The 20,562-nt window shown below is 68.4% G+C and carries 17 protein-coding genes and 1 tRNA gene; 8 read left to right on the forward strand and 10 right to left on the reverse strand.

The window, feature by feature from the left end; genetic code table 11:
* Nucleotides 1–9: 9 nt before the first annotated feature.
* Nucleotides 10–1,665: a molybdopterin-dependent oxidoreductase gene (locus tag AC1MFL_RS12050; RefSeq protein WP_479810019.1), complete on the reverse strand. Its 1,656-nt coding sequence runs from the start codon at nucleotides 1,663–1,665 to the stop codon at nucleotides 10–12.
* A 291-nt stretch (nucleotides 1,666–1,956) separates the two neighbouring features.
* On the opposite strand from AC1MFL_RS12050, the gene purD reads away from it, so the two are divergent.
* Both purD and AC1MFL_RS12060 read left to right on the forward strand, forming a co-directional pair.
* Complete coding sequence (gene purD / locus AC1MFL_RS12055; RefSeq protein ID WP_479810021.1) at nucleotides 1,957–3,264, forward strand: phosphoribosylamine--glycine ligase; 1,308 nt, start codon at nucleotides 1,957–1,959, stop codon at nucleotides 3,262–3,264.
* Nucleotides 3,265–3,266: 2 nt separating this feature from the next.
* On the forward strand, nucleotides 3,267–4,259 hold the full coding sequence (locus tag AC1MFL_RS12060) for a phosphoribosylaminoimidazolesuccinocarboxamide synthase (RefSeq protein ID WP_479810023.1): 993 nt from the start codon (nucleotides 3,267–3,269) through the stop codon (nucleotides 4,257–4,259).
* A 21-nt stretch (nucleotides 4,260–4,280) separates the two neighbouring features.
* Here the strand turns inward: AC1MFL_RS12060 and AC1MFL_RS12065 are convergent, their stop codons facing one another.
* Nucleotides 4,281–5,549, reverse strand: a complete 1,269-nt coding sequence (locus AC1MFL_RS12065) for a helix-turn-helix domain-containing protein (RefSeq protein WP_479810025.1) — start codon at nucleotides 5,547–5,549, stop codon at nucleotides 4,281–4,283.
* Nucleotides 5,550–5,693: 144 nt separating this feature from the next.
* Here AC1MFL_RS12065 and AC1MFL_RS12070 point away from each other — a divergent pair, with 144 nt between their 5' ends.
* The gene (locus AC1MFL_RS12070) at nucleotides 5,694–5,939 is read left to right on the forward strand and encodes a hypothetical protein (RefSeq protein WP_479810027.1); all 246 of its coding nucleotides are present in this window, start codon (nucleotides 5,694–5,696) and stop codon (nucleotides 5,937–5,939) included.
* Nucleotides 5,940–6,154: 215 nt separating this feature from the next.
* Here AC1MFL_RS12070 and AC1MFL_RS12075 read toward each other — a convergent pair.
* The 5 genes from AC1MFL_RS12075 to AC1MFL_RS12095 all read right to left on the reverse strand — a co-directional run bounded on the left by AC1MFL_RS12075 (nucleotide 6,155) and on the right by AC1MFL_RS12095 (nucleotide 13,599).
* Nucleotides 6,155–6,231: transfer RNA gene (locus AC1MFL_RS12075), tRNA-Pro, on the reverse strand.
* Between the two features lie 141 nt (nucleotides 6,232–6,372).
* Nucleotides 6,373–8,202 (reverse strand): ABC transporter ATP-binding protein, encoded by a 1,830-nt coding sequence (locus AC1MFL_RS12080; protein WP_479810029.1) that lies wholly within the window; start codon nucleotides 8,200–8,202, stop codon nucleotides 6,373–6,375.
* The gene (locus AC1MFL_RS12085; protein WP_479810031.1) at nucleotides 8,199–10,031 is read right to left on the reverse strand and encodes an ABC transporter ATP-binding protein; all 1,833 of its coding nucleotides are present in this window, start codon (nucleotides 10,029–10,031) and stop codon (nucleotides 8,199–8,201) included. Before AC1MFL_RS12085 ends, AC1MFL_RS12080 begins: the two co-directional genes overlap by 4 nt.
* 331 nt (nucleotides 10,032–10,362) lie before the next feature.
* Nucleotides 10,363–11,310, reverse strand: coding sequence for a metallophosphoesterase (locus tag AC1MFL_RS12090; protein WP_479810033.1), 948 nt, complete (start codon nucleotides 11,308–11,310; stop codon nucleotides 10,363–10,365).
* 3 nt (nucleotides 11,311–11,313) lie between these two features.
* Nucleotides 11,314–13,599 carry a transglycosylase domain-containing protein gene (locus AC1MFL_RS12095; RefSeq protein WP_479810034.1) on the reverse strand — a complete coding sequence of 762 codons (2,286 nt, stop codon included), beginning with the start codon at nucleotides 13,597–13,599 and terminating at the stop codon, nucleotides 11,314–11,316.
* A gap of 37 nt (nucleotides 13,600–13,636) precedes the next feature.
* Between AC1MFL_RS12095 and sp36 the strand changes: the two genes are divergently transcribed.
* Genes sp36 through AC1MFL_RS12110 form a run of 3 tightly spaced genes read left to right on the forward strand, consistent with a single transcriptional unit; the run spans nucleotide 13,637 to nucleotide 15,294 of the window.
* Nucleotides 13,637–13,792, forward strand: a complete 156-nt coding sequence (gene sp36, locus AC1MFL_RS12100; RefSeq protein WP_003797879.1) for a Sp36 family protein — start codon at nucleotides 13,637–13,639, stop codon at nucleotides 13,790–13,792.
* A 2-nt stretch (nucleotides 13,793–13,794) separates the two neighbouring features.
* Nucleotides 13,795–14,364, forward strand: a complete 570-nt coding sequence (locus AC1MFL_RS12105; RefSeq protein WP_479810036.1) for a RidA family protein — start codon at nucleotides 13,795–13,797, stop codon at nucleotides 14,362–14,364.
* An 18-nt stretch (nucleotides 14,365–14,382) separates the two neighbouring features.
* A complete protein-coding gene (locus AC1MFL_RS12110) occupies nucleotides 14,383–15,294 on the forward strand; it encodes an NUDIX hydrolase (protein WP_479810038.1) in 912 nt (303 codons plus the stop codon).
* Between the two features lie 381 nt (nucleotides 15,295–15,675).
* On the opposite strand, the gene AC1MFL_RS12115 is transcribed toward AC1MFL_RS12110, so the two are convergent.
* On the reverse strand, nucleotides 15,676–16,353 hold the full coding sequence (locus AC1MFL_RS12115) for a Crp/Fnr family transcriptional regulator (RefSeq protein WP_011693220.1): 678 nt from the start codon (nucleotides 16,351–16,353) through the stop codon (nucleotides 15,676–15,678).
* 206 nt (nucleotides 16,354–16,559) lie between these two features.
* Here AC1MFL_RS12115 and AC1MFL_RS12120 point away from each other — a divergent pair, with 206 nt between their 5' ends.
* Nucleotides 16,560–17,744 carry a MarP family serine protease gene (locus AC1MFL_RS12120; RefSeq protein WP_479810040.1) on the forward strand — a complete coding sequence of 395 codons (1,185 nt, stop codon included), beginning with the start codon at nucleotides 16,560–16,562 and terminating at the stop codon, nucleotides 17,742–17,744.
* 54 nt (nucleotides 17,745–17,798) lie between these two features.
* On the opposite strand, the gene AC1MFL_RS12125 is transcribed toward AC1MFL_RS12120, so the two are convergent.
* Nucleotides 17,799–18,896 (reverse strand): DUF2332 domain-containing protein, encoded by a 1,098-nt coding sequence (locus tag AC1MFL_RS12125; protein WP_479810042.1) that lies wholly within the window; start codon nucleotides 18,894–18,896, stop codon nucleotides 17,799–17,801.
* Between the two features lie 2 nt (nucleotides 18,897–18,898).
* A complete protein-coding gene (aroQ, locus tag AC1MFL_RS12130; protein WP_479810043.1) occupies nucleotides 18,899–19,372 on the reverse strand; it encodes a type II 3-dehydroquinate dehydratase in 474 nt (157 codons plus the stop codon).
* A 188-nt stretch (nucleotides 19,373–19,560) separates the two neighbouring features.
* Here aroQ and AC1MFL_RS12135 point away from each other — a divergent pair, with 188 nt between their 5' ends.
* Entirely contained in the window at nucleotides 19,561–20,547 is a 987-nt protein-coding gene (locus AC1MFL_RS12135) for an SMP-30/gluconolactonase/LRE family protein (RefSeq protein ID WP_479810045.1), read from the forward strand.
* Nucleotides 20,548–20,562: the final 15 nt, after the last annotated feature.

The raw sequence follows: 20,562 nt of genomic DNA on the forward strand, positions 1-20,562 counted from the left end.
ATACCCCGGTTATTCCACGGTCACCATCAGCGACTGCCAGCCGGATGCGCCGTCGGGGACCGGGTCCGCCCGCTTTTCCGTCTGGACCTCGCCTGTTCCGTCGGTGGCACGGGCCTTGATGTAGTGCGGGCCCGGGGTGGCCTCCCAGTCGAAAGACCACTGCCGCCAGGTCACGACGGAGAGCTCGGTGGAGAGCACCGCCTCGGTCCAGGGCCCGCCGTCAATCTGCACCTCAACCTTGGTGATGCCCCGGGTCTGGGCCCAGGCGGTGCCGCCGATTGCGACCCGTCCGGCGGGGACCTTGGCGAAGGACTTGGGGACCTCCACCCGGGCCATGGTCTTGATGGGGCCGCGCTCGGACCAGCCGCGCTGCGTCCAGTAGGCCTTGCTGTCCGCGAATCGGGTGACTTCCAGGTCCACGACCCATTTGGTTGCGGAGACGAAGCCGTACAGGCCGGGGACGACCATGCGCACCGGGTAGCCGTGCTCCAGCGGGAGGGCTTCACCGTTCATGCCGATCGCCAGCATGGCGTCGCGGTCGTCCTGGAGGACCTCGAGCGGAGTCGACGCGCTGAATCCGTCGATCGACGTGGAGAGCACCATGTCCGCGCCGTCCTTGATTCCGGCCATCTTGAGCACGTCACGGATGGGCATGCCCAGCCATTTGGCGTTTCCGGCCAGGTTCCCGGCGACGGGGTTGGACACGCAGGTCAGCGAGACGTGGGATTCGATCAGCTGCGCGTCGAGCAGGTCCTGGAAGCTGAGCCGCACCTCCCGGTCCACCAGGCCGTGGACGCGCAGCTCCCAGTCCTGGACGTTGATTTCGGGCACGCTCAGGGCGGTGTCAATTCGGTAGAAGTCGTTGTTGGGCGTCAGCCAGGGTGTGACGCCGGGGGCCTTGGACTGCACGCCGGCGGGTACCGCCGCGGCCGGTTTCGCCGGAGCGGGGAGCTGGAGGGAATCGCGGGCCTGGACAACGTTGCTGCGGGCGGCGCTGAGCAGTCGTCCGCCGGTCGCGGCGATGGCTGAGGCTGCGGCGGTGACGCCGGTCGCGGCGAAGAAGGTGCGGCGGCTGGTGGCGGGGCGTTCCGGATCCTTGGCGGCCAGGGCGGCGTCCATGTCCGGCCACTGCCGCATCCGCCAGAGCCTCGTGACCAGGAAGCGGAGCACAATGAGGCCGGCCGCGGTGCCGATCAGCGTGGGAATCGCGTCCAGCGGCTTCACGCTGGCCCGGGTCACCACGCTGCCGACGATCACGGCGCCCATCAGCAGCACACCCAGAACGCCGAGGGCCCACCTGCGGTAGGCCACGATGCCGAGGACGCAGGCGAGGAGCAGGATGGTCACGCCCATGCCGACGAACAGCGCGAGCTTGTCATTGGTGCCGAAGGTGGCGATCGCGAAGTCCTTCATCCACGGCGGGGTGAAGTCGATGAAGGTCGAGCCGAGGGCGATCACCGGCGTCGCCCGCGCCGTGAAGAATGCACCGATCAGTTCGGCGACGGACAGGACGACGGCGGCAGCAGCGACCCCGGCCAGCGCGGCAAGCGCGGTGGGGCCGGACAGCCGCTTCGCGGGTTTCTGTTCGCCGGGCTGCGGCGTCCGGGCGGGTGTCCTGATGCTGAGTTCTTCCGCGCGGGGCGTCTGCGTGCTGGGCTTCTCCATATCTGGTCTTCGGAGCCGCACCGTCCGCGGATTGCCGCCCGGCGCCCGCCCGTGGGACATGCCCTCCCCTGGGGTGCGGGGATGGACATGCTGGCACTATGTCCGGTGGGCGCGGCCAGGACTGGGCATGTCCCGTGGGGCGGGAAGCGGGTTCAGGAGGACATGCCCTCCCCTGGGGTGCGGGGATGGACATGCTGGCACTATGTCCGGTGGGCGCGGCCAGGACTGGGCATGTCCCGTGGTGGTCACAGCTTAGGAGCCTGCCGGGTCCACAAAGTACCCTTGGGAACTGTGAAGGTACTAGTCATCGGCCCCGGCGGCCGCGAACACGCCATTGTCCGGTCCCTGCTTGCTGACCCGAACGTATCCGAGGTCCACGCGGCCCCGGGCAACGCCGGCATCAGCAAATTGGTCCCCACTCACGCCATCGACGCGAACGATCCCGACGCCGTCGCGGCCCTGGCCACCAAACTTACTGTTGACCTCGTGGTGGTCGGCCCGGAGGCGCCGCTGGCCGCAGGAGTGTCCGACGCCGTCCACGCCGCCGGCATCCCCGTGTTCGGCCCCAGCAAGGCCGCAGCCCAGCTCGAAGCCTCCAAGGCCTTCGCCAAGGAAGTCATGGCCGAGGCCGGCGTCCCCACCGCCATGGCCCGGGTGGCCGCAAACGCCGAGGAAGCCGCCGACGCGCTCGATACCTTCGGCGCCCCATACGTGGTCAAGGACGACGGACTCGCCGCGGGCAAGGGCGTGGTTGTCACCAACAACCGCGACGAGGCCCTCGCGCATGCGCAGAGCTGCTTCGATGCCGGCGGCACCGTCGTGATCGAGGAATTCCTGGACGGCCCGGAGGTCTCGGTCTTCGTCCTCTGCGACGGCCGCAACACCGTGGCGCTGTCCCCGGCACAGGACTTCAAGCGGATCTTCGACAATGACGAGGGCCCCAACACCGGCGGCATGGGCGCCTACACCCCGCTGGAATGGGCCCCCGAGGGGCTCGTCCAGGAGGTCATCGACCGGGTTGCCCAGCCCACGGTCAACCAGATGGCGCACCGGGGGACCCCGTTCGTCGGCGTGCTCTTTGTCGGACTGGCGCTGACGTCGCGCGGCACCCGCGTGATTGAATTCAACGTCCGCTTCGGCGACCCGGAAACCCAGGCCGTCCTTGCCCGCCTCAAGACGCCCCTCGGCGGGCTGCTGATGGCGGCCGCCAAGGGCGAACTGGACAAGGTCCAGCCGCTGCGCTGGTCCAAGGAAACCGCCGTCGCCGTGGTCGTCGCGGCCGAAAACTACCCGGACACCCCGCGCACCGGTGACCGGATCCGCGGGCTCAAGAAAGTCGAGTCGATCGAGGGCGTCCACGTGATCCACGCGGGCACGAGGCTCGACGACGAAGGCAAGGTGGTGTCCGCCGGCGGGCGGGTCCTCGCCGTGGTGGCGCTGGGCACCGACCTCGTCGAGGCCCGGGAACGGGCGTACGACGGCGTCGAACTGGTCCAGCTGGACGGCAGCCAGTTCCGCACCGACATTGGAGGCAAGGCGGCCCGCGGCGAGATCAAGGTCATGACGCCCGGCGCCGCAGCCACGAAAGCGAAGGCCTGAGCATGACCAACCACGATTCCTCCGTGCCCGGCGCCCCGCTGAATGGCGCCCCGCTGCCCAATGCCCCGGTGGCCAAGGGCGGCCTGGACACTGAGACGCTCGATCTGCCCGGCTGGAAGCACATTTACTCGGGCAAGGTGCGGGACCTCTATATTCCGGCGGACGCGTCCATCACGGAGCGCATCGGCCAGGAGTGCGTCCTCGTCGTCGCCAGCGACCGGATCAGCGCCTACGACCACGTCCTCGCCAGTGAGATCCCGGACAAGGGCCGCATCCTGACCCAGCTGAGCCTGTGGTGGTTCGAGCAGCTCGGCGTGGAGCACCACGTGCTGGCGGCCACGGTCGACGCCGGTGTGCCCGCCGCGGTGGAGGGCCGGGCGATGATCTGCAAGAAGCTGGACATGTTCCCGGTCGAATGCATCGCCCGGGGCTACCTCACCGGCTCGGGGCTCCTGGAGTACCGGCAGTCCGGAACCGTGTGCAGCATCCCCCTGCCGGAGGGCCTGGTGGACGGGTCCCGGCTCGAGAAGGCCATCTTCACCCCCTCAGCGAAAGCCGAGGTGGGCGAGCACGACGAGAACATCACCTACGACGCCGTCGAGGAGCTCGTCGGGCCGGACATCGCCGCCCGGCTGCGCGAGCTCACCCTGGAGATCTACATCAAGGCTGAGGGGATCGCCCGCGGCCGCGGCATCATCCTCGCCGACACCAAGGTGGAGTTCGGCTTCGACGCCGCCACCGGCGTCATCACGCTCGGCGACGAGGTGCTCACCCCGGACTCCTCCCGGTTCTGGGATGCCGCCACGTACGAACCCGGCAAGGCCCAGCCCTCCTACGACAAGCAGTACGTCCGGGACTGGCTGACCTCGGCCGAATCCGGCTGGGACAAGTCCTCGGACACTCCGCCGCCGGTGCTGCCGCCCGACGTCGTCGCCCGCACCCGCAGCCGCTATGTGGAGGCCTACGAAAAGCTCACCGGCCGCACGTTCGTCTAGGCCCGTCGCGCGGCGGGCCGGCTAGCTTCCGGCCGAGGCGGCGGCCTGGGCGCGGCGCTGCGCGAGCCGGATTTCCAGCACGGCGTCCATCGCCTGCTGGACCCGGTCCGAGGCGCCGGCGGCGCTGAATTCCTTCTGCGCTTCCTCGAGATAGACGAGGGCTTCGTCCGATTCGCCGGCGGCCTTGAGCGCCTTGCCGAGCAGGAGAGCCACTTCGCCGGCGACGTGCTTGGCGAGTGCATCCTTTTCGGCGTGGATCTCGCGCAGCTTCTGGACGGCGGCGACAATGTCCCCGGTGAGGTAAAGCCAGCGGGCCCGGATGAAGGCGACCTCGAGCTGGTCCGTCTTGTTGCCGCCGACAATGGAGAGCGCCAGCTCGGCGCGCTCGATCGAGGTCAGCGTTTCCGGCTCGACGATCCCGGAGGACAGGCGGACGGCCGCCGAGGCTTTGTTGAACCGCGCCCAGAGGTCGATGTCGTTCGCGGGGGAGAGCAGCTGCGCCGCCCGCTCGTGGTACTTGATGCCCTCCTGGTAGTCGTGGCGCATAAAGGCCACGTTGCCGATCACCCAGGCGACCTCGCCGGCGAGCTGGGTCATGGAGTGTTCGTCCATGTGCCCGTTCATTTCCTGGCAGTACTCCCAGGCCTCATCGAGCCGGCCGCTTTCGGCCAGTGCGCCGATCAGGGCGCGCAGCGCGCCAATGATCAGGGTGGATCCCTTGGGCAGTTCGGCGCAGAGCCGCACCGCTTCCTGCGCGTGCCCGACGGCGACAGCCAGCTGCCCCTGTCCGTGGCACACGGCGGCGAGCATCTGCCGCGCCCGCACCCCCAGGCCCACCGACTCGGAGGCCATCGGGTGGTCCAGCAGCCGCTGCACCAGGTCCTGGCATTCCTTCAGCTTGCCCTGCTTCATCAGGCACTCGGCCTGCATATAGCTCATGTTCCACCAGGCGCTCGTATTTTTGGCGTCGAGGGCGATCTGGGCCGCCGCAGCAGCGTGCGACGCCGCCAGCTGGTAGTCCCGCAGATCCCAGGCCTGGCGCGCATAGAGTCCCGCGAGAACATACTCGGCGTCGCTGACCGACACCGGCTGGCTCCACGCTTCCAGCGCTTTGGGGGCGAGTTCGAGCCGCCGGGCCAGTTCCTCAATCACATCCGCAGTCGGTTCACGGCGCCCGGTCTCCAGAAGGGAGATGTAGCTGGGCGAGTACAGATCCCGGCCCAGTTCCGCTTGCGTCAGGCCGCGTTCGAGCCGTTCCGCTCGGAGTTTCTCCCCGAATCCGTTCCCCACGGATACCTCCTAATTCCGGACAGTCTTTGTACTAAATGCTTGACAGTCTCTGTGGAAGCCATTTTACAATGTATGTCAACAAGGGCTCTCGCTGGCTTTGTAATGTGTCCGACCCGCGTTTCCGACTCGTATTGAGGAACCCTCATGATCAAGAAGATTGCTGCTTCCGTCGCCCTGGCAGGTGCGCTGGCTCTCTCGGCAGCGGCTCCCGCAGTCCTGTCTATAAGCGCCATCGGTAACTGGCCTGATCCCATGGGCAACAGCACCCAGGCGATCGGCAATTGGCCCGATCCCATGAGCGCGGGCAAGGGAAGCCTCTCGGCCATCGGCAACTGGCCGGACCCCATGACCTTCGCCACCAATATCGGCAACTGGCCGGACCCGATGTAGGACTCAACAAAAGGCTCTCTTCACAGCCCCGGGACTGGTCCGAACCGTGTCCCGGGGCTGTTTTGCGCCCGGGAACCCTCAGTGACTGCTCAGTTACGGCCCTTTTGAGGGCTTGTGGAGCAGGCGATGGGGGTTTCGACGGCGGCGCCGGGCGGCTGACGCACGGCGGGCACAACAAGAAGAGGACCCTCCAGCTGGAAGGCCCTCTTCTTGATTGGTCGGGATGACAGGATTTGAACCTGCGACCTCGTCGTCCCGAACGACGCGCGCTACCAAGCTGCGCCACATCCCGATCCGTTACTTCAAAAGCAACTTCACAAGAGTATCCGATGAGGGCCCCGGATGCGAAATCGGGCCGCCGGCGGCCCCGCAACAGAACCCGTCATGGCACCTGAAAACAGGAACCGACGCCGACCGCACGGCCGCTCGCGGCTCAGACCAGCGAATCCTTCCAGGCCCCGTGCAGCTGCGCGAAGCGGCCTCCGCCGCCGATCAGCTGCTCCGGGGTGCCATCCTCGACGACCCGCCCGTCGTGGACCACAAGGACCCGGTCGGCAGTCTCCACCGTGGACAGGCGGTGCGCGATGATGAGGGCGGTCCGGCCGGTGCCGGCGCCGGTCCCCCGCAGCAGCCCGGCGAGGCCGGCCTGCACGAGCCGCTCGGACGGGATGTCCAGCGAGGAGGTGGCCTCGTCGAGGATCAGCACCGCCGGGCGGGCCAGGAAGGCCCGGGCGAAGCTGATCAGCTGGCGCTGCCCGGCGGAGACGCGGCCGCCGCGCTTGTTGACGTCCGTGTCGTAGCCGTCGGGGAGCGCCTGGATGAACTCGTGCGCGCCCACTGCCTTGGCGGCCGCCTCGATCTCCTCCCGGGAGGCACCGGGCCGGCCCAGGGAGATGTTGTCCGCCACCGAGCCGCTGAACAGGAAGGCCTCCTGGGTGACCATCACGACGTTCCGGCGCAGGTCCGCCGTCGCGAGCTCCCGCAGGTCCACGCCGTCGAGCGTGAGGGAGCCGGCGGAGACGTCGTAGAAGCGGGCGATCAGCTTGGCAAAGGTCGATTTTCCGGCGCCGGTCTGGCCCACGAGCGCCACGGTCTGGCCGGCGGGAATGTGCAGGTCCATCGTGGGGATGATGACCGGCCCGTCGCCGTACCGGAATTCCACACCCTTGAAGTCGATGGTGCCCTTGGCGTCGTGCAGGGCCACCGGGTTCCTGGGCGGCCGGACGGTGGGGACCTCCTCCAGCAGCCCGGAGACTTTCTCCAGCGCCGCCTGGGCGCTCTGGAAGGAGTTGTAGAACATGGCCATCTGGTCCACCGGCTGGAAGAAGCGCTTGGTGGACAGGATCAGGGCCAGCAGCACACCGACGGCGAGATCGCCGCTGAGCACCCGGAACCCGCCGGAGAGCAGCACGACGGCGACGCAGACGTTGCCGATCAGCACCAGGCCGGGCTGGAAGATGCCGTTGAGGTTGATCGAGCGGACCGTGACCCTGCGGTAGTCCTCGGAGAGGTCGGCGTAGCGGGCGGCGTTCTCGCGTTCCTTGCGGAAGGCCTTGACCGCGCGGATCCCGGTCATGGTTTCGACGAAGTGCACGATCAGCCGTGCTGAGACCACGCGGGATTCGCGGAACGCGATCTGGGAGTGTTTCTGGTACCAGCGGGCCAGGAAGTACATCGGGACGCCGGCGGCCAGGACCAGGAGCCCGCTGCGCCAGTCGAGGGCGAACACCGTCACGGCCGTGAACACCATAAACAGCATCCCCGAGACCAGCGAGCTGATCCCGGAGTCCAGGAGTTCCCGCAGCGCCTCCAGGTCCGAGGTCTGCCGGGCAATGATGCGCCCCGAGGTGTACTTTTCGTGGAATTCCAGGCTGAGCCGCTGGGTGTGCCGGAAGACCCGGACCCGCAGGTCCAGCAGCATCGCCTGGCTCAGCCGGGCCGTCGACGTCACGTACAGGGCGGTGAGGCACGCCGTGGCGACGGCGGCCGCGAGGTAGGCGGCGCCGGTGAGCAGCAGCGGCAGGTTGTTGCCGGCGCGCAGGGCCGGCAGGGCCCGGTCGATGCCGAAGGCGATCAGCGCGGGCCCGGCGACCCTCGCCGCCTGGGACAGCACGACGGCGGCAATGGTCAGCCAGAACCGCCGGCGGACCGGGCGGATGAGCGAACCGAGCAGGGCCCCGGAGCGGCGCCGGACGGTGTTGCTCTCGCTCTTGGACAGGTGCGCGTTGTCCTCGTTCGCGGTGCCGAAGGTTGCGCTGCTCATCGGGAAATCTCCTCGGCGCTGAGGCCTGACAGTTCGGAGTCCAGCAGATCGGAGTCGAGGTCCCGCGGTTCGGTCGCGAGGCTGGCGATCACGTAGCGGTAGTGGCGGTTCTCCGCGAGCAGTTCGGTGTGCGTGCCGACGGCGGTGATGCGGCCGTCCTCCAGCAGCGCCACCCGGTCCGCCAGCGCCACGGTGGAGGGCCGGTGGGCCACGATCAGCGTCGTGGTGTCGGCAAGCACCTCCCGGAGCCGGGACTCGACGAGTTCCTCGGTGTGGACGTCCAGGGCGGAGAGCGGATCGTCCAGGACCAGGACCCTGGGCCGGGCGGCGATGGCACGGGCCAGGGCGATGCGCTGCCGCTGCCCGCCGGAAAGGCTGAGCCCTTCCTCGCCGATCAGGGTGTCCAGGCCGTCCGGCAGCGAATAGGCGAAGTGGGCCTGGGCGACGTCGAGGGCCTCCTCGAGGGCCCGCTCGCGTTGCTCGGCGGCCAGCCCGGCCGGGGCTCCGAGCATCACGTTGTCGCGGACCGAGCTGGAGAACAGCGTGGTGTCCTCGAACGCGACCGCGACGACCGTGCGGAGCTCCTCGACGCTGAACTCACGCAGGTCCACCCCGTCGATGGTGATGGCACCGTCCGTGACATCGTAGAGCCGCGGGACCAGCTGGAGCAGAGCGCTCTTGCCGCTGCCCGTGATGCCCACCAGTGCCATGGTCTCGCCGGGGCTGATGTCCAGGTTGATGTCCTTGAGGATCGGTTTCTCCGGGGCATCCTCGTAGGCGAACGTGGCGTTGCGGAAACTGAGGGCGCCCTTCAGCTCGGCGGGGCGGCGGGTCTGCTCCGGGCTGGTGATGGTGTTCACCGCGTCCATCACCTCGAAGTGCCGGTCCACGGCGGATTTGGCGGTGAGGGCCATGGCCAGCAGCATCCCGGAGAACTCCACCGGCGTGGCAATCACGGCGGCGGTGGCGAAGAAGGCGACGAGGGCCCCGATGCTCAGCTCGCCGGTGGAGGCCAGCATGACGCCGACGACGAGGGCGGCCCCGAGGGCGAGCTCTGGCAGGAGGGTGACGACCAGGCTGAAGGTGGCGAGGTGCTTGGCCTTGGCGATCTCCGTCTGGCGGAGCTCCTCGGCCTGTTCGTTGAAGTTCTCCAGCGCCTCGCGGCTGCGGCCGAATGCCTTGAGCACACGGATCCCGTGGACCGATTCCTCGACCGTCGTGGCGAGGTCGCCGGCCTGGTCCTGGCTGCGGCGGGCCACCTTGCTGAAGCGGGTCCGGAAGCGGAAGCCGTAGATCATGATCGGGACGGCGGCGGCGAGGAAGATCAGCGCCAGCTGCCAGCTCATCGAGAACATCACCACGACGCCGATCACCACGGTCAGGGCGGTCACCACTAGCATGATGGCGCCGAAGGCCATCCAGCGGCGCAGGAAGTTCAGGTCCGTCATGGCGCGGGAGAGCAGCTGCCCGGAGCCCCACCGGTCGTGGAAGGAGACGGTCAGGTCCTGCAGGTGGTTGTAGAGGGATACCCGCATCCGGGTCTCGACGCTGGTGGCGGGGTTGATTACGAACTGGCGGCGCAGCGCCACAAGGCCGGCCTCGGCAATGCCCAGGCCCAGGATCACGAGGGAGGCGATCCAGACCGCTTCCGCGCTGCCGCCGGGTTTGAGGGACTGGTTGATCAGCACCCGCAGCACCTGGGGGATGGTCAGGGCCACCACGCTGGCGAGCAGGGCGCAGAGCAGGCCCATGACGAGCCGCGGAATGATCGGCCTGACGTGGGGATAGAGACGGCTGATGGAGGAGAAAAATGAGGTCTGCTTGGCCATGCCCGCTTCTTAAAGCTCACCTGCGAAGATCTAACGCAACTGGATGTCGTTTCCTGTAGCAACTACCCTAGGCCATTGATTGACAGGGTTCACGTGAAAATCCACGGCTTCAGGATCTCGCCCAGTAATTACATTCCGCAATGGCTGCACGCGCTCGCCCGGGCCCGGATGTGCCAAGTACGGGACATGCCCAGTTCGGGGCGCAGCGAGTGGACATGGCCCGGGCAGCCCAGCTGGGCATGCCCAGCCTTGACCTCAGCGGGTGAACATAGTGCCACTATGTCCATCCGCGGCGCCCGGGGGAGGGCATGTCCAGCGGCGGGCGGGAGGGTCAGGGGCGCGGGGTGAGCGTGAGGAGCACGGCCTCGGGCTTGCAGGCGATCCGGACCGGGGCGAAGCGTGAGGTGCCGATGCCGCCGGAGACGTTCACCGGCGTCGTGCGTCCCTTGCTTTCCCAGTCGTGCAGGCCCTTGGCGCGCCAGGTCGGCAGGTCGCAGTTGGCCACGAGGGCACCGAACCCCGGGACGCAGATCTGCCCGCCGTGGGTGTGCCCGGCGAGCAGCAGGTCGGCCGCGTCGTCGGTGAAGTGGTCCAGGACGCGCTGGTACGGGGCATGGATGACGGCGACCCGGAGGTGCGGCCGGCTGTCCTGGCCGGTGGTGCCGCGGGGCCAGCCGGCGTACCGCTCAAGGCCCAGGTGCGGATCGTCGACGCCGGAGAAGTCAAAGCGCAGGCCCCTGATGATCAGCGACTGGCAGCGGTTGGTCAGGTCCACCCAGCCGCCCATGCCGAAGCCGGTGCGGAGCCGCGGCCAGTCCAGTTTGGCGGGGTCCCTGGGCTTCTTGGACGGCCCCAGGAAGTACGACGCCGGGTTCTTCAGCCGCGGGGCGAAGTAGTCGTTCGAGCCGGGGACGAAGACGCCGGGGAACTTCATCAGCGGGCGCAGCGACTCCAGCAGGGGTTCCACCGCCTTGACGTGGCTGAGGTTGTCGCCGGTGTTGACCACCAGATCCGGTTCCAGCCCCGCCAGCGAGGACAGCCAGGCGGCCTTCCGGTCCTGGCCGGGCACGAAGTGGATGTCGCTCAGGTGCAGCACCCGGATCGGGCCGAAGCCTGCCGGGAGAATCGGCAGGGTCTCCTCGCGCAGGACGAACTGGTTCTTCTCCCACAGCCCGTAGCCGGCGGCCGCGGCACCCGTGAGGGCTCCGGCGGCGGCGGTTACGGCGAAGCCGCGCCCGATGCTTCGGACGCGGCCTGCCAATACGTTGGTAGCGGCCATGGGTTAGGGCTTGCCGGGGGCGCTGTTGCCGGGCTTGTCCGTCGGCGCCGGCGCCGGATCAGTGGTTGCCGGGCTGGACGGCGCCGTTGTCGGCTGCGTTGAGGTCTTGGGCACCGGCACCGGCGCGGGAGCCGGGCCGTTCACCAGGTTCGACGGCGGGGCCGTGAACGGGTTGGTGCCGTAGGCCGGCGCGACCTGGCTCATGTAGTTCGAGAACTGCGGGCCCGCGATCATGTAGCCGTCGATGGCCTTGTAGAACTTGCCGTTGAGGGTCAGGTTGCGTCCCGGCCGGTCCTGGCCGCCCAGGGCGTCGCCGAACCAGGACGCCGTGGCCAGGCCGCTGGTGAAGCCGACCACCCAGGTCGAGTTGTTGGGGTCGTTGGTACCGGTCTTGGCAGCGATCGGGAAACTGGTCCGGGTGGAGATCCTCGGCTGGATCAGGGAGCCGGAACCGCGGTTGAGGACTTCCTGCAGCGCGGCGGTCACGCCGCGGGCAACCTCCGGTTTGATCGCATCGCGGCAGCTTGTGGCCTGGGCAGGCAGCTTGGCGCCCGTCGCGTCCGTCACGGACTCAATGGCGATCGGTTCGCAGTACTTGCCGTCGTTCGAGAAGGTGGCGAACGCGCTGGCCATGGTCAGCGGCGAGGTCTGGGTCGCGCCGATCAGGTTGGACAGGCGGGTCATGGGGACGGGCTCGTTGGTCTGGCCGGCGTGGATTCCCACGGCGTCGACGATCTTCTGGATGCCGCAGAGGTCCACCTGCGCCGCGGTGGCGAACGTCATGGTGTTGATCGAGTTCGCCAGGCCGTCAACGACGGTCATGTTCTTGTAGTAACCATCTTCGGCGTTCTGCAGGTCGTCGGCGGCGCCGAGTCCCTTTTCCGCCGTGTTGTAGGCGCCGTCCACCGGGGTGGGGCAGGTGTTCTTCCACCGGTAGTTCAGCGGGTACCTGCGCACGGCGCCGTTGAGGACGGTGTTCATCGACTTGCCTTCGTTGAGCCACTCGGCGAAGGTGAACGGCTTCATCGTGGAACCGGGCTGGAATCCGCCCAGGCCGCCGAGGTCGTTGCCCTGGGCGTCCCTCATGTCCACGTTGAAGTTGATGACGTTGTTGAATTTCCCTTCGGCCTCCAGGAACTGGGTGTTCTGGGCCATTGAGATGATCTTGCCCGAGCCCGGCTGAACGGACACCAGCGAGGCGCCCCACTTGTCCGGGTTCGCCCCGGCAGAGCTGTCAACCTGGGTCTGCGCCACGGCCTGGGCGTTCGGGTCCAGCGTGGTCTTGATGGTCAGGCCGCCGCGGAATACCGTCCGGGCCCGGGCGTCGGCGTCGGCGCCGTAGGCGGGGTTGTTGAGCAGCAGGTGCAGCACGTAGTCGCAGAAGTACGGGGCCGTCGTCGAGTAGGCACAGCCCTGGCGTGCCGGCGTGACCTTTGTTTCCACCGGGGTGGCCACGGCGGCGTCGTAGTCGGCCTGCTTGATCTTGCCCTGGCTCAGCATCGCCTGGAGCACCAGGTCGCGGCGGATCTTGGCGTTCTCCGGGTTGTTGATCGGGTCGTAGAAGGACGGGCTGTTGACCAGGCCGGCGAGCAGTGCGGCCTGCGGCAGGGTCAGGTCCTTGGCGGTGGTGCTGAAGAAGAACTTGGAGGCGGCTTCGATGCCGTAGGCGTCACGGTTGAAGAACACAATGTTGAGGTAGCCCTCGAGGATCTGCTCTTTGGTGAACTTCTTCTCCAGGGCGATGGAGAGCTTCATTTCCCGAAGTTTGTCGCCGATGCCCTTGTTCACGCCGTTCAGGAGGACCTGGTCGCCCTTGCCCTCGGCCTCGAGGGAGGAGTTGATGACGTTGTTGACGTACTGCTGCGTGATGGTGGACGCGCCCTGCTTGTTGCCGCGGGCGGTGCTGACGAGCGCGCGCATGATCCCGGTGGTGTCCACGCCGCCGTGCTCGTAGAAGCGGTTGTCCTCAATGGCGATGACCGCGTCCTTGATGTACGGCGACATCTGGTCGAGGGATACCTTGGTGCGGTTCTCCGCGTACAGGCTCGCGATCACGCTGCCGTCGGCGGCCAGGATCTTCGTCGACTGGCTGGGCGGGTCCACTTTCAGTTCGGCCGGCAGCGTTTCGAAGAACTTGATCGATCCGCTGGCCGAGCTGCCCGTGACGGCGGCTGCAGGGACCAGCAGTCCCGCCACCAGGACGCCACAAATGGCGCTCACGCCCAGGAAAAGAAGGATCTTTCCGAGGGTGGTGGCCGTGTCAAATAAAGGGTTCTTACCAGTCGCCATGTTTTCCACTTTACCGGCAAGGACTAGGCTTTAGGTCATGACCAAATGGGAGTACGCCACGATTCCGCTCATTATCCACGCCACAAAGCAGATTTTGGACCAGTGGGGTGACGACGGCTGGGAGCTTGTCCAGGTTGTTCCGGGCCCCGATGGAAACGGCCTGGTTGCCTACCTGAAGCGGGAGAAGCAGTAGCCATGAGCACCCCCACATCCGCCGCTCCGGGCGCCTCTGCCGCGCCCGGGACACCGGCCCACAGCACCGCCGGGACGGGCGCGTCGTCCGCCGTCGAGCAGCGCCTCGCCGAGCTCGGGCTGAGCCTGCCCCAGGTTGCCGCCCCGGTGGCCGCCTACGTCCCCGCCGTGATCTCCGGCAACCATGTCTACACCTCGGGCCAGCTGCCGTTCGTCAACGGCAGGCTTGAGGCGACCGGCAAGGTGTCCTCCGGCACCGAAGGCTTCTCGGACGAGGCCACTGTCTCCCCGGAGGCTGCCCGGCAGTACGCCGCGATCTGCGCCGTCAACGCCCTCGCCGCCGTGAAGAGCGTCATCGGGGACCTGGACCGCATCACCCGGATCGTCAAGGTTGTCGGCTTCGTCTCCTCCGATCCGTCCTTCACCGGCCAGCCCGGTGTCATCAACGGCGCGTCCGAACTGCTCGGCAAGGTTCTCGGCGATGCCGGCCAGCACGCCCGGTCCGCCGTCGGCGTTGCTGTACTTCCCCTGGATTCCCCGGTTGAAGTCGAACTGATCGCCGAATTCGCCTAGAGGGCAGGTCAGTTTCCTTTGCCTCAGTTAGCCCGACGCCTGTTTCCCCTTCCCCCGGATCTTGAGGGGGCGGCCCGCAGCTGGATTGAACACGGCGAGCGGACCCCCCGCGCGCCCCGCTACGCCTCCTCGGTGGTGCTCCTGCGGGACTCGCCCACCGGCCTGGAGACCTGGCTGGGATACCGGCCCGGCTCCTCGCCGCTGGGCATCCTCGCCTTTCCGGGCGGCTCGCTGGAGGCGTCCGACGACGACGCCGTCGGCTGGCTGGGGCCGCCGCCGCAGTACTGGGCCGAGCGCATGGGCACCGCCGACGTCGGCCTGGCGCGCCGCCACGTGGTCGGCGCCATCCGGGAACTGTTCGAGGAAACCGGCATCCTCCTGGCCGGAACCGACCTGTCCACCACGGTGGAAGCGACCTCCAAGGCCGAGTGGATGCGGGCCCGGGTCGCGGTGGCGGACCAGGAGAAGACCTTCACCGAGGTGCTCGCCAAGCGCGGGCTCTCGGTGCGGACCGACCTGCTCAAGCCCCTGGTCAACTGGCTCAGCCCGGACTTCGCGCACCGCCGCTTCAACACCCGCTATTTCGCGGCCACCGTGCCGATGAACCAGCAGCCCTCCTTGCTGGCCAGCAAGGGGATCTGGGGACGCTGGGTGTGCGTCCGCAAAGCCGTCGAGGGACGGAACACCACCGTCCTCGGCGATGAGGTGGGCCAGGAGAACACGGTCGGGCGCACCCTCGGCCAGCTCCTGGTGCCCGGCTCGGAGATCATGCTCGAGAAGATGGCCGCCGCCAACGGCTGCATCGCCTACCTGAGCTACAAGCGCAAGGCCCACGTCTACCAGCCGAAGCTGGTCGAGGAAGACGGCCAGCTCATGCTCGAGGTCGAGGCGGCCAAGACCGTGGCCGGCGAACCCCAGCGCGAACGCTGACGCCCCGGTGGCCCGGGGTGTCCCAGCCCCCGGGCAGCCCGCCCCGCCCCGCCCCGCCCCACTGGACATGCCCAGCGTTGGCCCGGGCCAGTGGACATGATGGCATTGTGTCCACTTGTGGCCTTCAGGACTGGGCATGTCCCGTGGTCCCGAGGGCCACGAATGGGCACGCCCCGCGCTGGTTCGTGTCCAGGCCCTTCCTGACGCTGGACATGCCCAGCGTTGGCCCGGGCCAGTGGACATGATGGCATTATGTCCACTCGTTGCGGCCAGGACTGGGCATGTCCCGCGGGGGAGCGCGGAAGCCTAAATGCGGAAGCTTAAACACCGAAGGCCGGCACCGTTTTCACGGGCCGGCCTTCCTGGTGCTGCCAAACAGGTCTAGCGGGAGCGCTGGCGGAGGCGCTGCATGTCGAGGATGACGACGGCGCGGGCCTCCAGGCGCAGCCAGCCGCGCTGCACGAACTCGGCGAGGGCCTTGTTGACAGTTTCGCGGGATGCCCCGACCAGCTGGGCCAGCTCTTCCTGGGTCAGTTCGTGGGCCACCAGGACGCCGTCGGTCGCGGGACGGCCGAAGCGGTCCGCCAGGTCCAGCAGCGCCTTGGCCACCCGGCCCGGAACGTCGGAGAAGACCAGGTCGGAGAGGGAGTCGTTGGTGCGGCGCAGGCGGCGGGCCAGGGCCTGCAGCAGCTGCGCGGAGACCTCCGGGCGGGTGCGCAGCAGGGCGTTCAGGCTCTCGTTCTTCAGCCCGGCCAGGCGCGTCTCCGAAACGGCTGTTGCCGTGGCGGTGCGCGGGCTCGGATCGAACAGTGCCATTTCGCCGAAGAGCTCGCCCGGGCCGAGGATGGCGAGCAGTGACTCCCGGCCGTCCGGGGACGTGCGTCCGAGCTTGACCTTGCCGGAAACGATGAAGTAGAGCTGGTCGCCCTGGTCACCTTCCCGGAATACCGAGGCTCCGCGTGAGAGGTCCACCTCGGTGAGTTCGTCCGTCAGCAGACGGAACGCCTCGTCGTCGAGCGTGGCGAAAAGGGGTGCGCGGCGCAATACCTCGATATCCATGAAATCTCCTGACTAAAACTGTGTCGGCTGGGGCGCTTCAGCCATTGTTTCAGAATTTTGGCGCTTCTGTGACGTACTTGGCAGTCAAACGCGCCAAACGTCGTGGCGGCGGGTGCAGGAGCGGGGCCTCCGGCCGCCGGACGCGCTCGGGAAACTGTCAGCCGGCGCCGGTAGAATTGGGGCTTACCTGCCTAAAAGGAGCACCGGTGTTCGGCTTGACCATCTTGGACCTCGTGTTGATTCTGACGCTGCTGTCCTACCTGTTCCACGGCCTGCGCAACGGCTTCCTGGTCACCGCCGGCGGCATCGCCGGGTTCGCAGCGGGCGCTGTGGCCGCGTTTGTGTCCGTCCCGGTCGTCAGCGGCCTGGTGGCGGACAGCGGCTGGCGCCTCACGGCCATCATTGCCACCGCCGTGCTGCTGATGGTCCTCGGGCACGGGCTGGGCACCGCAATCGGCCGCAGGCTCCGCAACGTCGTCAGGATCAGGCCGCTCCGGTCCATGGACCGCCTGGCCGGCGGAGGCGTCAACGTGGTGGTCTCCGCCCTGGTCATGTCGATGCTGGCCTTCAGCATCGGTGCCCTCGGCGTTCCTTTCGTCTCCCAGCCGCTCGCCGAGTCCAAGGTGATCCGCTTCATCGACGGCGTGACCCCCGTACCGCTGAAAACGTCGATGGCCCAGCTGCGGTCCGCCGTGATCGGAGAAGGCATCCCCACCCTGTTCGAGGGGATCGGCCAGGGCCAGCCGGTGGCCGTCCCGGATGCCAGCACCGACACCCCGGCCCTGAACAGCGCCGCGGCCTCGGTCCTGAAGATCGCCGGCACCGCCTACCAGTGCGGACAAAACCAGACCGGAACGGGCTTTGTGGTGTCGCCCGGCCGGGTCGTCACAAACGCCCACGTGGTCGCCGGCGTGTCCGAACCGGTCGTGGAGATCCCCGGCGGCGGCGCCCTGCCCGGACGCGTGGTGTACTTCGACAGCCAGCATGACCTCGCTGTCGTGGCCGTGGACGGTCTCCGCTCCGCGCCGCTGCCCTTGGGTTCCGACCTGGCCGCCGGCAGCCCGGCCGCGTTTGCCGGCTACCCCCACGGCGGCCCGTTCCAGTCCAAACCCGCCACGGTGCAGGACATCTCGACGGTGCTGGTCCCGGACATCTACGGCAACAACCCCGCGGCGGAGGACGTGTACCGGATCGCCGGGGATGTCCAGCCGGGCAATTCGGGCGGTCCGCTGCTGACCACCGACGGCCAGGTTGCGGGAGTGGTCTTCGCCAAGTCCACGGGGGAGTCCTCGCTCGGTTACGCCATCACCATGACGGATCTGGGACCGGTGGCCGCCCGGGCCCCGGGTCTCGGCGATGCTGTCTCCCCGGGCCAGTGCATCCAGAAATAGCAGAGATCGAATAGCGGAGGTTGCGGAACCGGCCCGGCACCCCAGGGCAGCCGGCTAAAGCCATTCCAGGCTCTGGCCGTGCGGGCCGGTGATCGCCGTGGGCTTCCCGTTGTGCAGCAGCAGGAAACGGCCGCGGAGCCGGGAGTCGTCCATTTCGGGGACCACGCTGGAGCCATCCGCCTGGATGATGACGGTGTGCCCCTCGTTGGAGAGCCAGTGGCAGCCGCGTTCGATGGCGAGCCGGGACATGGTGCTGCGGAACCGCTCCCGGGCCTCCGCATCGAGGTAGGCCATCACCGCGCTGTGGAAGACCACCAGCGTGGCGCCGGCCGGAGCCTGGGCGGCCAGGGCCGGGAGCCGGTCGTTGAGGTCCCCGGCCACCAGGAGCGGCGGATCCGCCCGGGCGATCGCGATCGCCCGGCGCAGCCGTTCGCGGCGGAAGTCCTGCTCCGGCCAGACCAGCGCTTCCAGCCAGGCGACGTCGTCGGGGTTGCGGACATCGAGGGGGTTGAGGTCGATCCCCGCACGCCACACCACCCGGGGAAGTTCGGCCGGCAGCGGCGCGGGGCCGGTGACGGCGCAGTCCAGCACCGGGTAACTGCCGGGAGCAGCGCCGGCCGGGGCGAGCCGGGTGACCCCGGTGCCGGCGTCGTACGCATAGCCGTAGCGGTCCGGGAAGAGCGCGAGCCCGGCGGAGGCCCCGACCTCGAGCAGCGCCAGCGGTCGCCCGCCGGAGCCGGCGATCCGTGCCAGGGACGGCAGCAGGGCGGCGCAGCGCCCGGCCTCATTGGTCTGGGTGGCGCGGGTGAGCACGATCCGCGTGACGCCGTCCCAGCTTGCGTCAAGGAACGCCCGGAAGTCCGGGTAGGGGCTGATCCGGGCCCCGAGGAACCGTGCGGCCGCGAGCAGCAGCAGGGGCTGGCGTTTGTTGTACGGCCATTCGTCGATCCGCCGGATCAGCTCCGGATCATCCGCGATGCCCACTGACCATTCCGCGTAACACGCGGAATTGCCCGGCGCGTCGGCGGTGCCGAAGTGCCGGTACCACCGGGCCGTGGCGGACTCCGCCCCGGCCGGTTCCGCCCCGCCCGGTTCCCCGGTGGACGGTGTCCCTGCAGACGGTGTCCCGGAGCCGGAACCAGCGGAGGACATGCTCAGTCGCCGCTGGCCTGCAGCGCGGCGAGGTACTCGACGGCGAACCGGTAGCCCAGGATCCCTGCGCCGGCAATCACTGCCTTGCTGATGTCCGAGAGGTACGAATGGTGCCGGAACTCCTCGCGGGCATGGACATTCGTGATGTGGACCTCGACGGCGGGCAGCTGCACCGCGGAGATGGCGTCCCGGATGGCGACCGAGGTGTGGGTGTAGGCGCCGGCGTTGATGACGATGCCGAGGGCCCTGCCGCGGGCGGCATGGATGGCATCCACGAGGGCACCCTCATGGTTCGACTGGAAACACTCGACGTCGAGTCCGTGCGCCGCGCCGGTGTCCGTGGCGAGCTGTTCGACGTCGGCCAGGGTGGCGGTGCCGTATTTCTCGGGTTCGCGGGTGCCGAGCAGGTTCAGGTTGGGTCCGTTGAGGACCAGGATGGTGCCGCGGCCGGCGCCGGCGGGGGTGGCTTCGCTCATGCCTGACAATGTATCGCGTTGCGTTGCGGGCTGCCGCCCGGCCGGCGGAAACGGCGCGCAAATGACGGCCCGGGCAGCGGCGGCCCGGCTCTGGCCCGCACCGGCCCGCCTGCCTAGACTGAAAGGACCATCGTGCGGAGCTCCCGTACTGGTCAGCCCGCGCGGAAAGCCCGATCTCGGAGCACATCATGCGCAACATTCATGCAGGAAAATCAATCCGCCGGGTAGCCGTGGGCACGCTCGCCGTTGCGGCCTTCCTCGTGCCGGCGCCACTGGCCACCGCCGCCCGGGCGGAGCCGGCGGCCCGGGATGACCGGCCCCCGGTAATCAGGCTCCCCGGTGCCACCGGCGCTGAAGGCATCGCCGCCGGGGACGGCAGCACGTTTTTCGCCGGCGACCTGCTCAACGGGAACATCTTCCGGGGCGACATCGACAAAGGCAAGGCCAAACTGTTCATCACGGCGCCGGAAGGCCGGGCAGCCGCCGGCATGAAGGTCGACCGCGAAAACGACCTGCTCTTCGTCGCCGGCGGTGCCACCGGCCAGGCCTACGTTTATGACCTGGAGACGAAGAAAACCGTGAAAGTCTACGATCTGGCGCCGGCCGGTGCCAGCTTCATCAACGACGTCACCGTGACCCATGACGGCGCGTGGTTCACCAACTCCCGCGCCGGCGAGCTCTACCGGATCCCGATCGGCCGCGACGGGAAACCCGGCGCCGCCCGGACCCTGGCGCTCGAGGCACCCGCCGGCACCGTGGGCGAGGGGTTCAACCTCAACGGCATCGCCGCCGCCAAGGATGGCCACCGGCTGATCGTCGCCCACACGGGCAACGGCGCCCTGTACAGCGTGGACCCGGACGACGGGTCGAACAGGCTGATCGGCGTCACCGACTCCTCCGGGGCCCCGGTCACCCTGGCGAATGTCGACGGCATCATCCTCCGTGACAACACCCTGTGGGCGGTGCAGAACTTCACCAACCAGGTCAGCCGGATCGAACTGAACGGCTCACTGCGCAGCGGCGAGGTGCAGGAAGTCATCACCAGCAAGGACTTCGACGTCCCGACGACGGCGGCGCTGTTCGGCAATACCCTCGCCCTGGTCAACGCGAAATTCGCCACCCCGTCGGCTACCAGCTTCGAGGTGGTCCTCGTCAGGGCCTGCACCGGCGGCTGAGGCCCGGAACGGGTC

It is taken from the genome of Arthrobacter sp. BG3 (genome assembly GCF_056680185.1).

Coding starts and splice junctions, on each gene's coding strand:
- AC1MFL_RS12115 (WP_011693220.1), bottom strand. CDS start 16,353: ATGGATATCGAGGTATTGCGCCGCGCACCCCTTTTCGCCACGCTCGAC.
- AC1MFL_RS12095 (WP_479810034.1), bottom strand. CDS start 13,599: ATGGCGACTGGTAAGAACCCTTTATTTGACACGGCCACCACCCTCGGA.
- AC1MFL_RS12085 (WP_479810031.1), bottom strand. CDS start 10,031: ATGGCCAAGCAGACCTCATTTTTCTCCTCCATCAGCCGTCTCTATCCC.
- sp36 (WP_003797879.1), top strand. CDS start 13,637: ATGACCAAATGGGAGTACGCCACGATTCCGCTCATTATCCACGCCACA.
- AC1MFL_RS12125 (WP_479810042.1), bottom strand. CDS start 18,896: ATGTCCTCCGCTGGTTCCGGCTCCGGGACACCGTCTGCAGGGACACCG.
- AC1MFL_RS12070 (WP_479810027.1), top strand. CDS start 5,694: ATGATCAAGAAGATTGCTGCTTCCGTCGCCCTGGCAGGTGCGCTGGCT.
- AC1MFL_RS12105 (WP_479810036.1), top strand. CDS start 13,795: ATGAGCACCCCCACATCCGCCGCTCCGGGCGCCTCTGCCGCGCCCGGG.
- AC1MFL_RS12135 (WP_479810045.1), top strand. CDS start 19,561: ATGCGCAACATTCATGCAGGAAAATCAATCCGCCGGGTAGCCGTGGGC.
- AC1MFL_RS12090 (WP_479810033.1), bottom strand. CDS start 11,310: ATGGCCGCTACCAACGTATTGGCAGGCCGCGTCCGAAGCATCGGGCGC.
- AC1MFL_RS12060 (WP_479810023.1), top strand. CDS start 3,267: ATGACCAACCACGATTCCTCCGTGCCCGGCGCCCCGCTGAATGGCGCC.
- AC1MFL_RS12080 (WP_479810029.1), bottom strand. CDS start 8,202: ATGAGCAGCGCAACCTTCGGCACCGCGAACGAGGACAACGCGCACCTG.
- AC1MFL_RS12050 (WP_479810019.1), bottom strand. CDS start 1,665: ATGGAGAAGCCCAGCACGCAGACGCCCCGCGCGGAAGAACTCAGCATC.
- aroQ (WP_479810043.1), bottom strand. CDS start 19,372: ATGAGCGAAGCCACCCCCGCCGGCGCCGGCCGCGGCACCATCCTGGTC.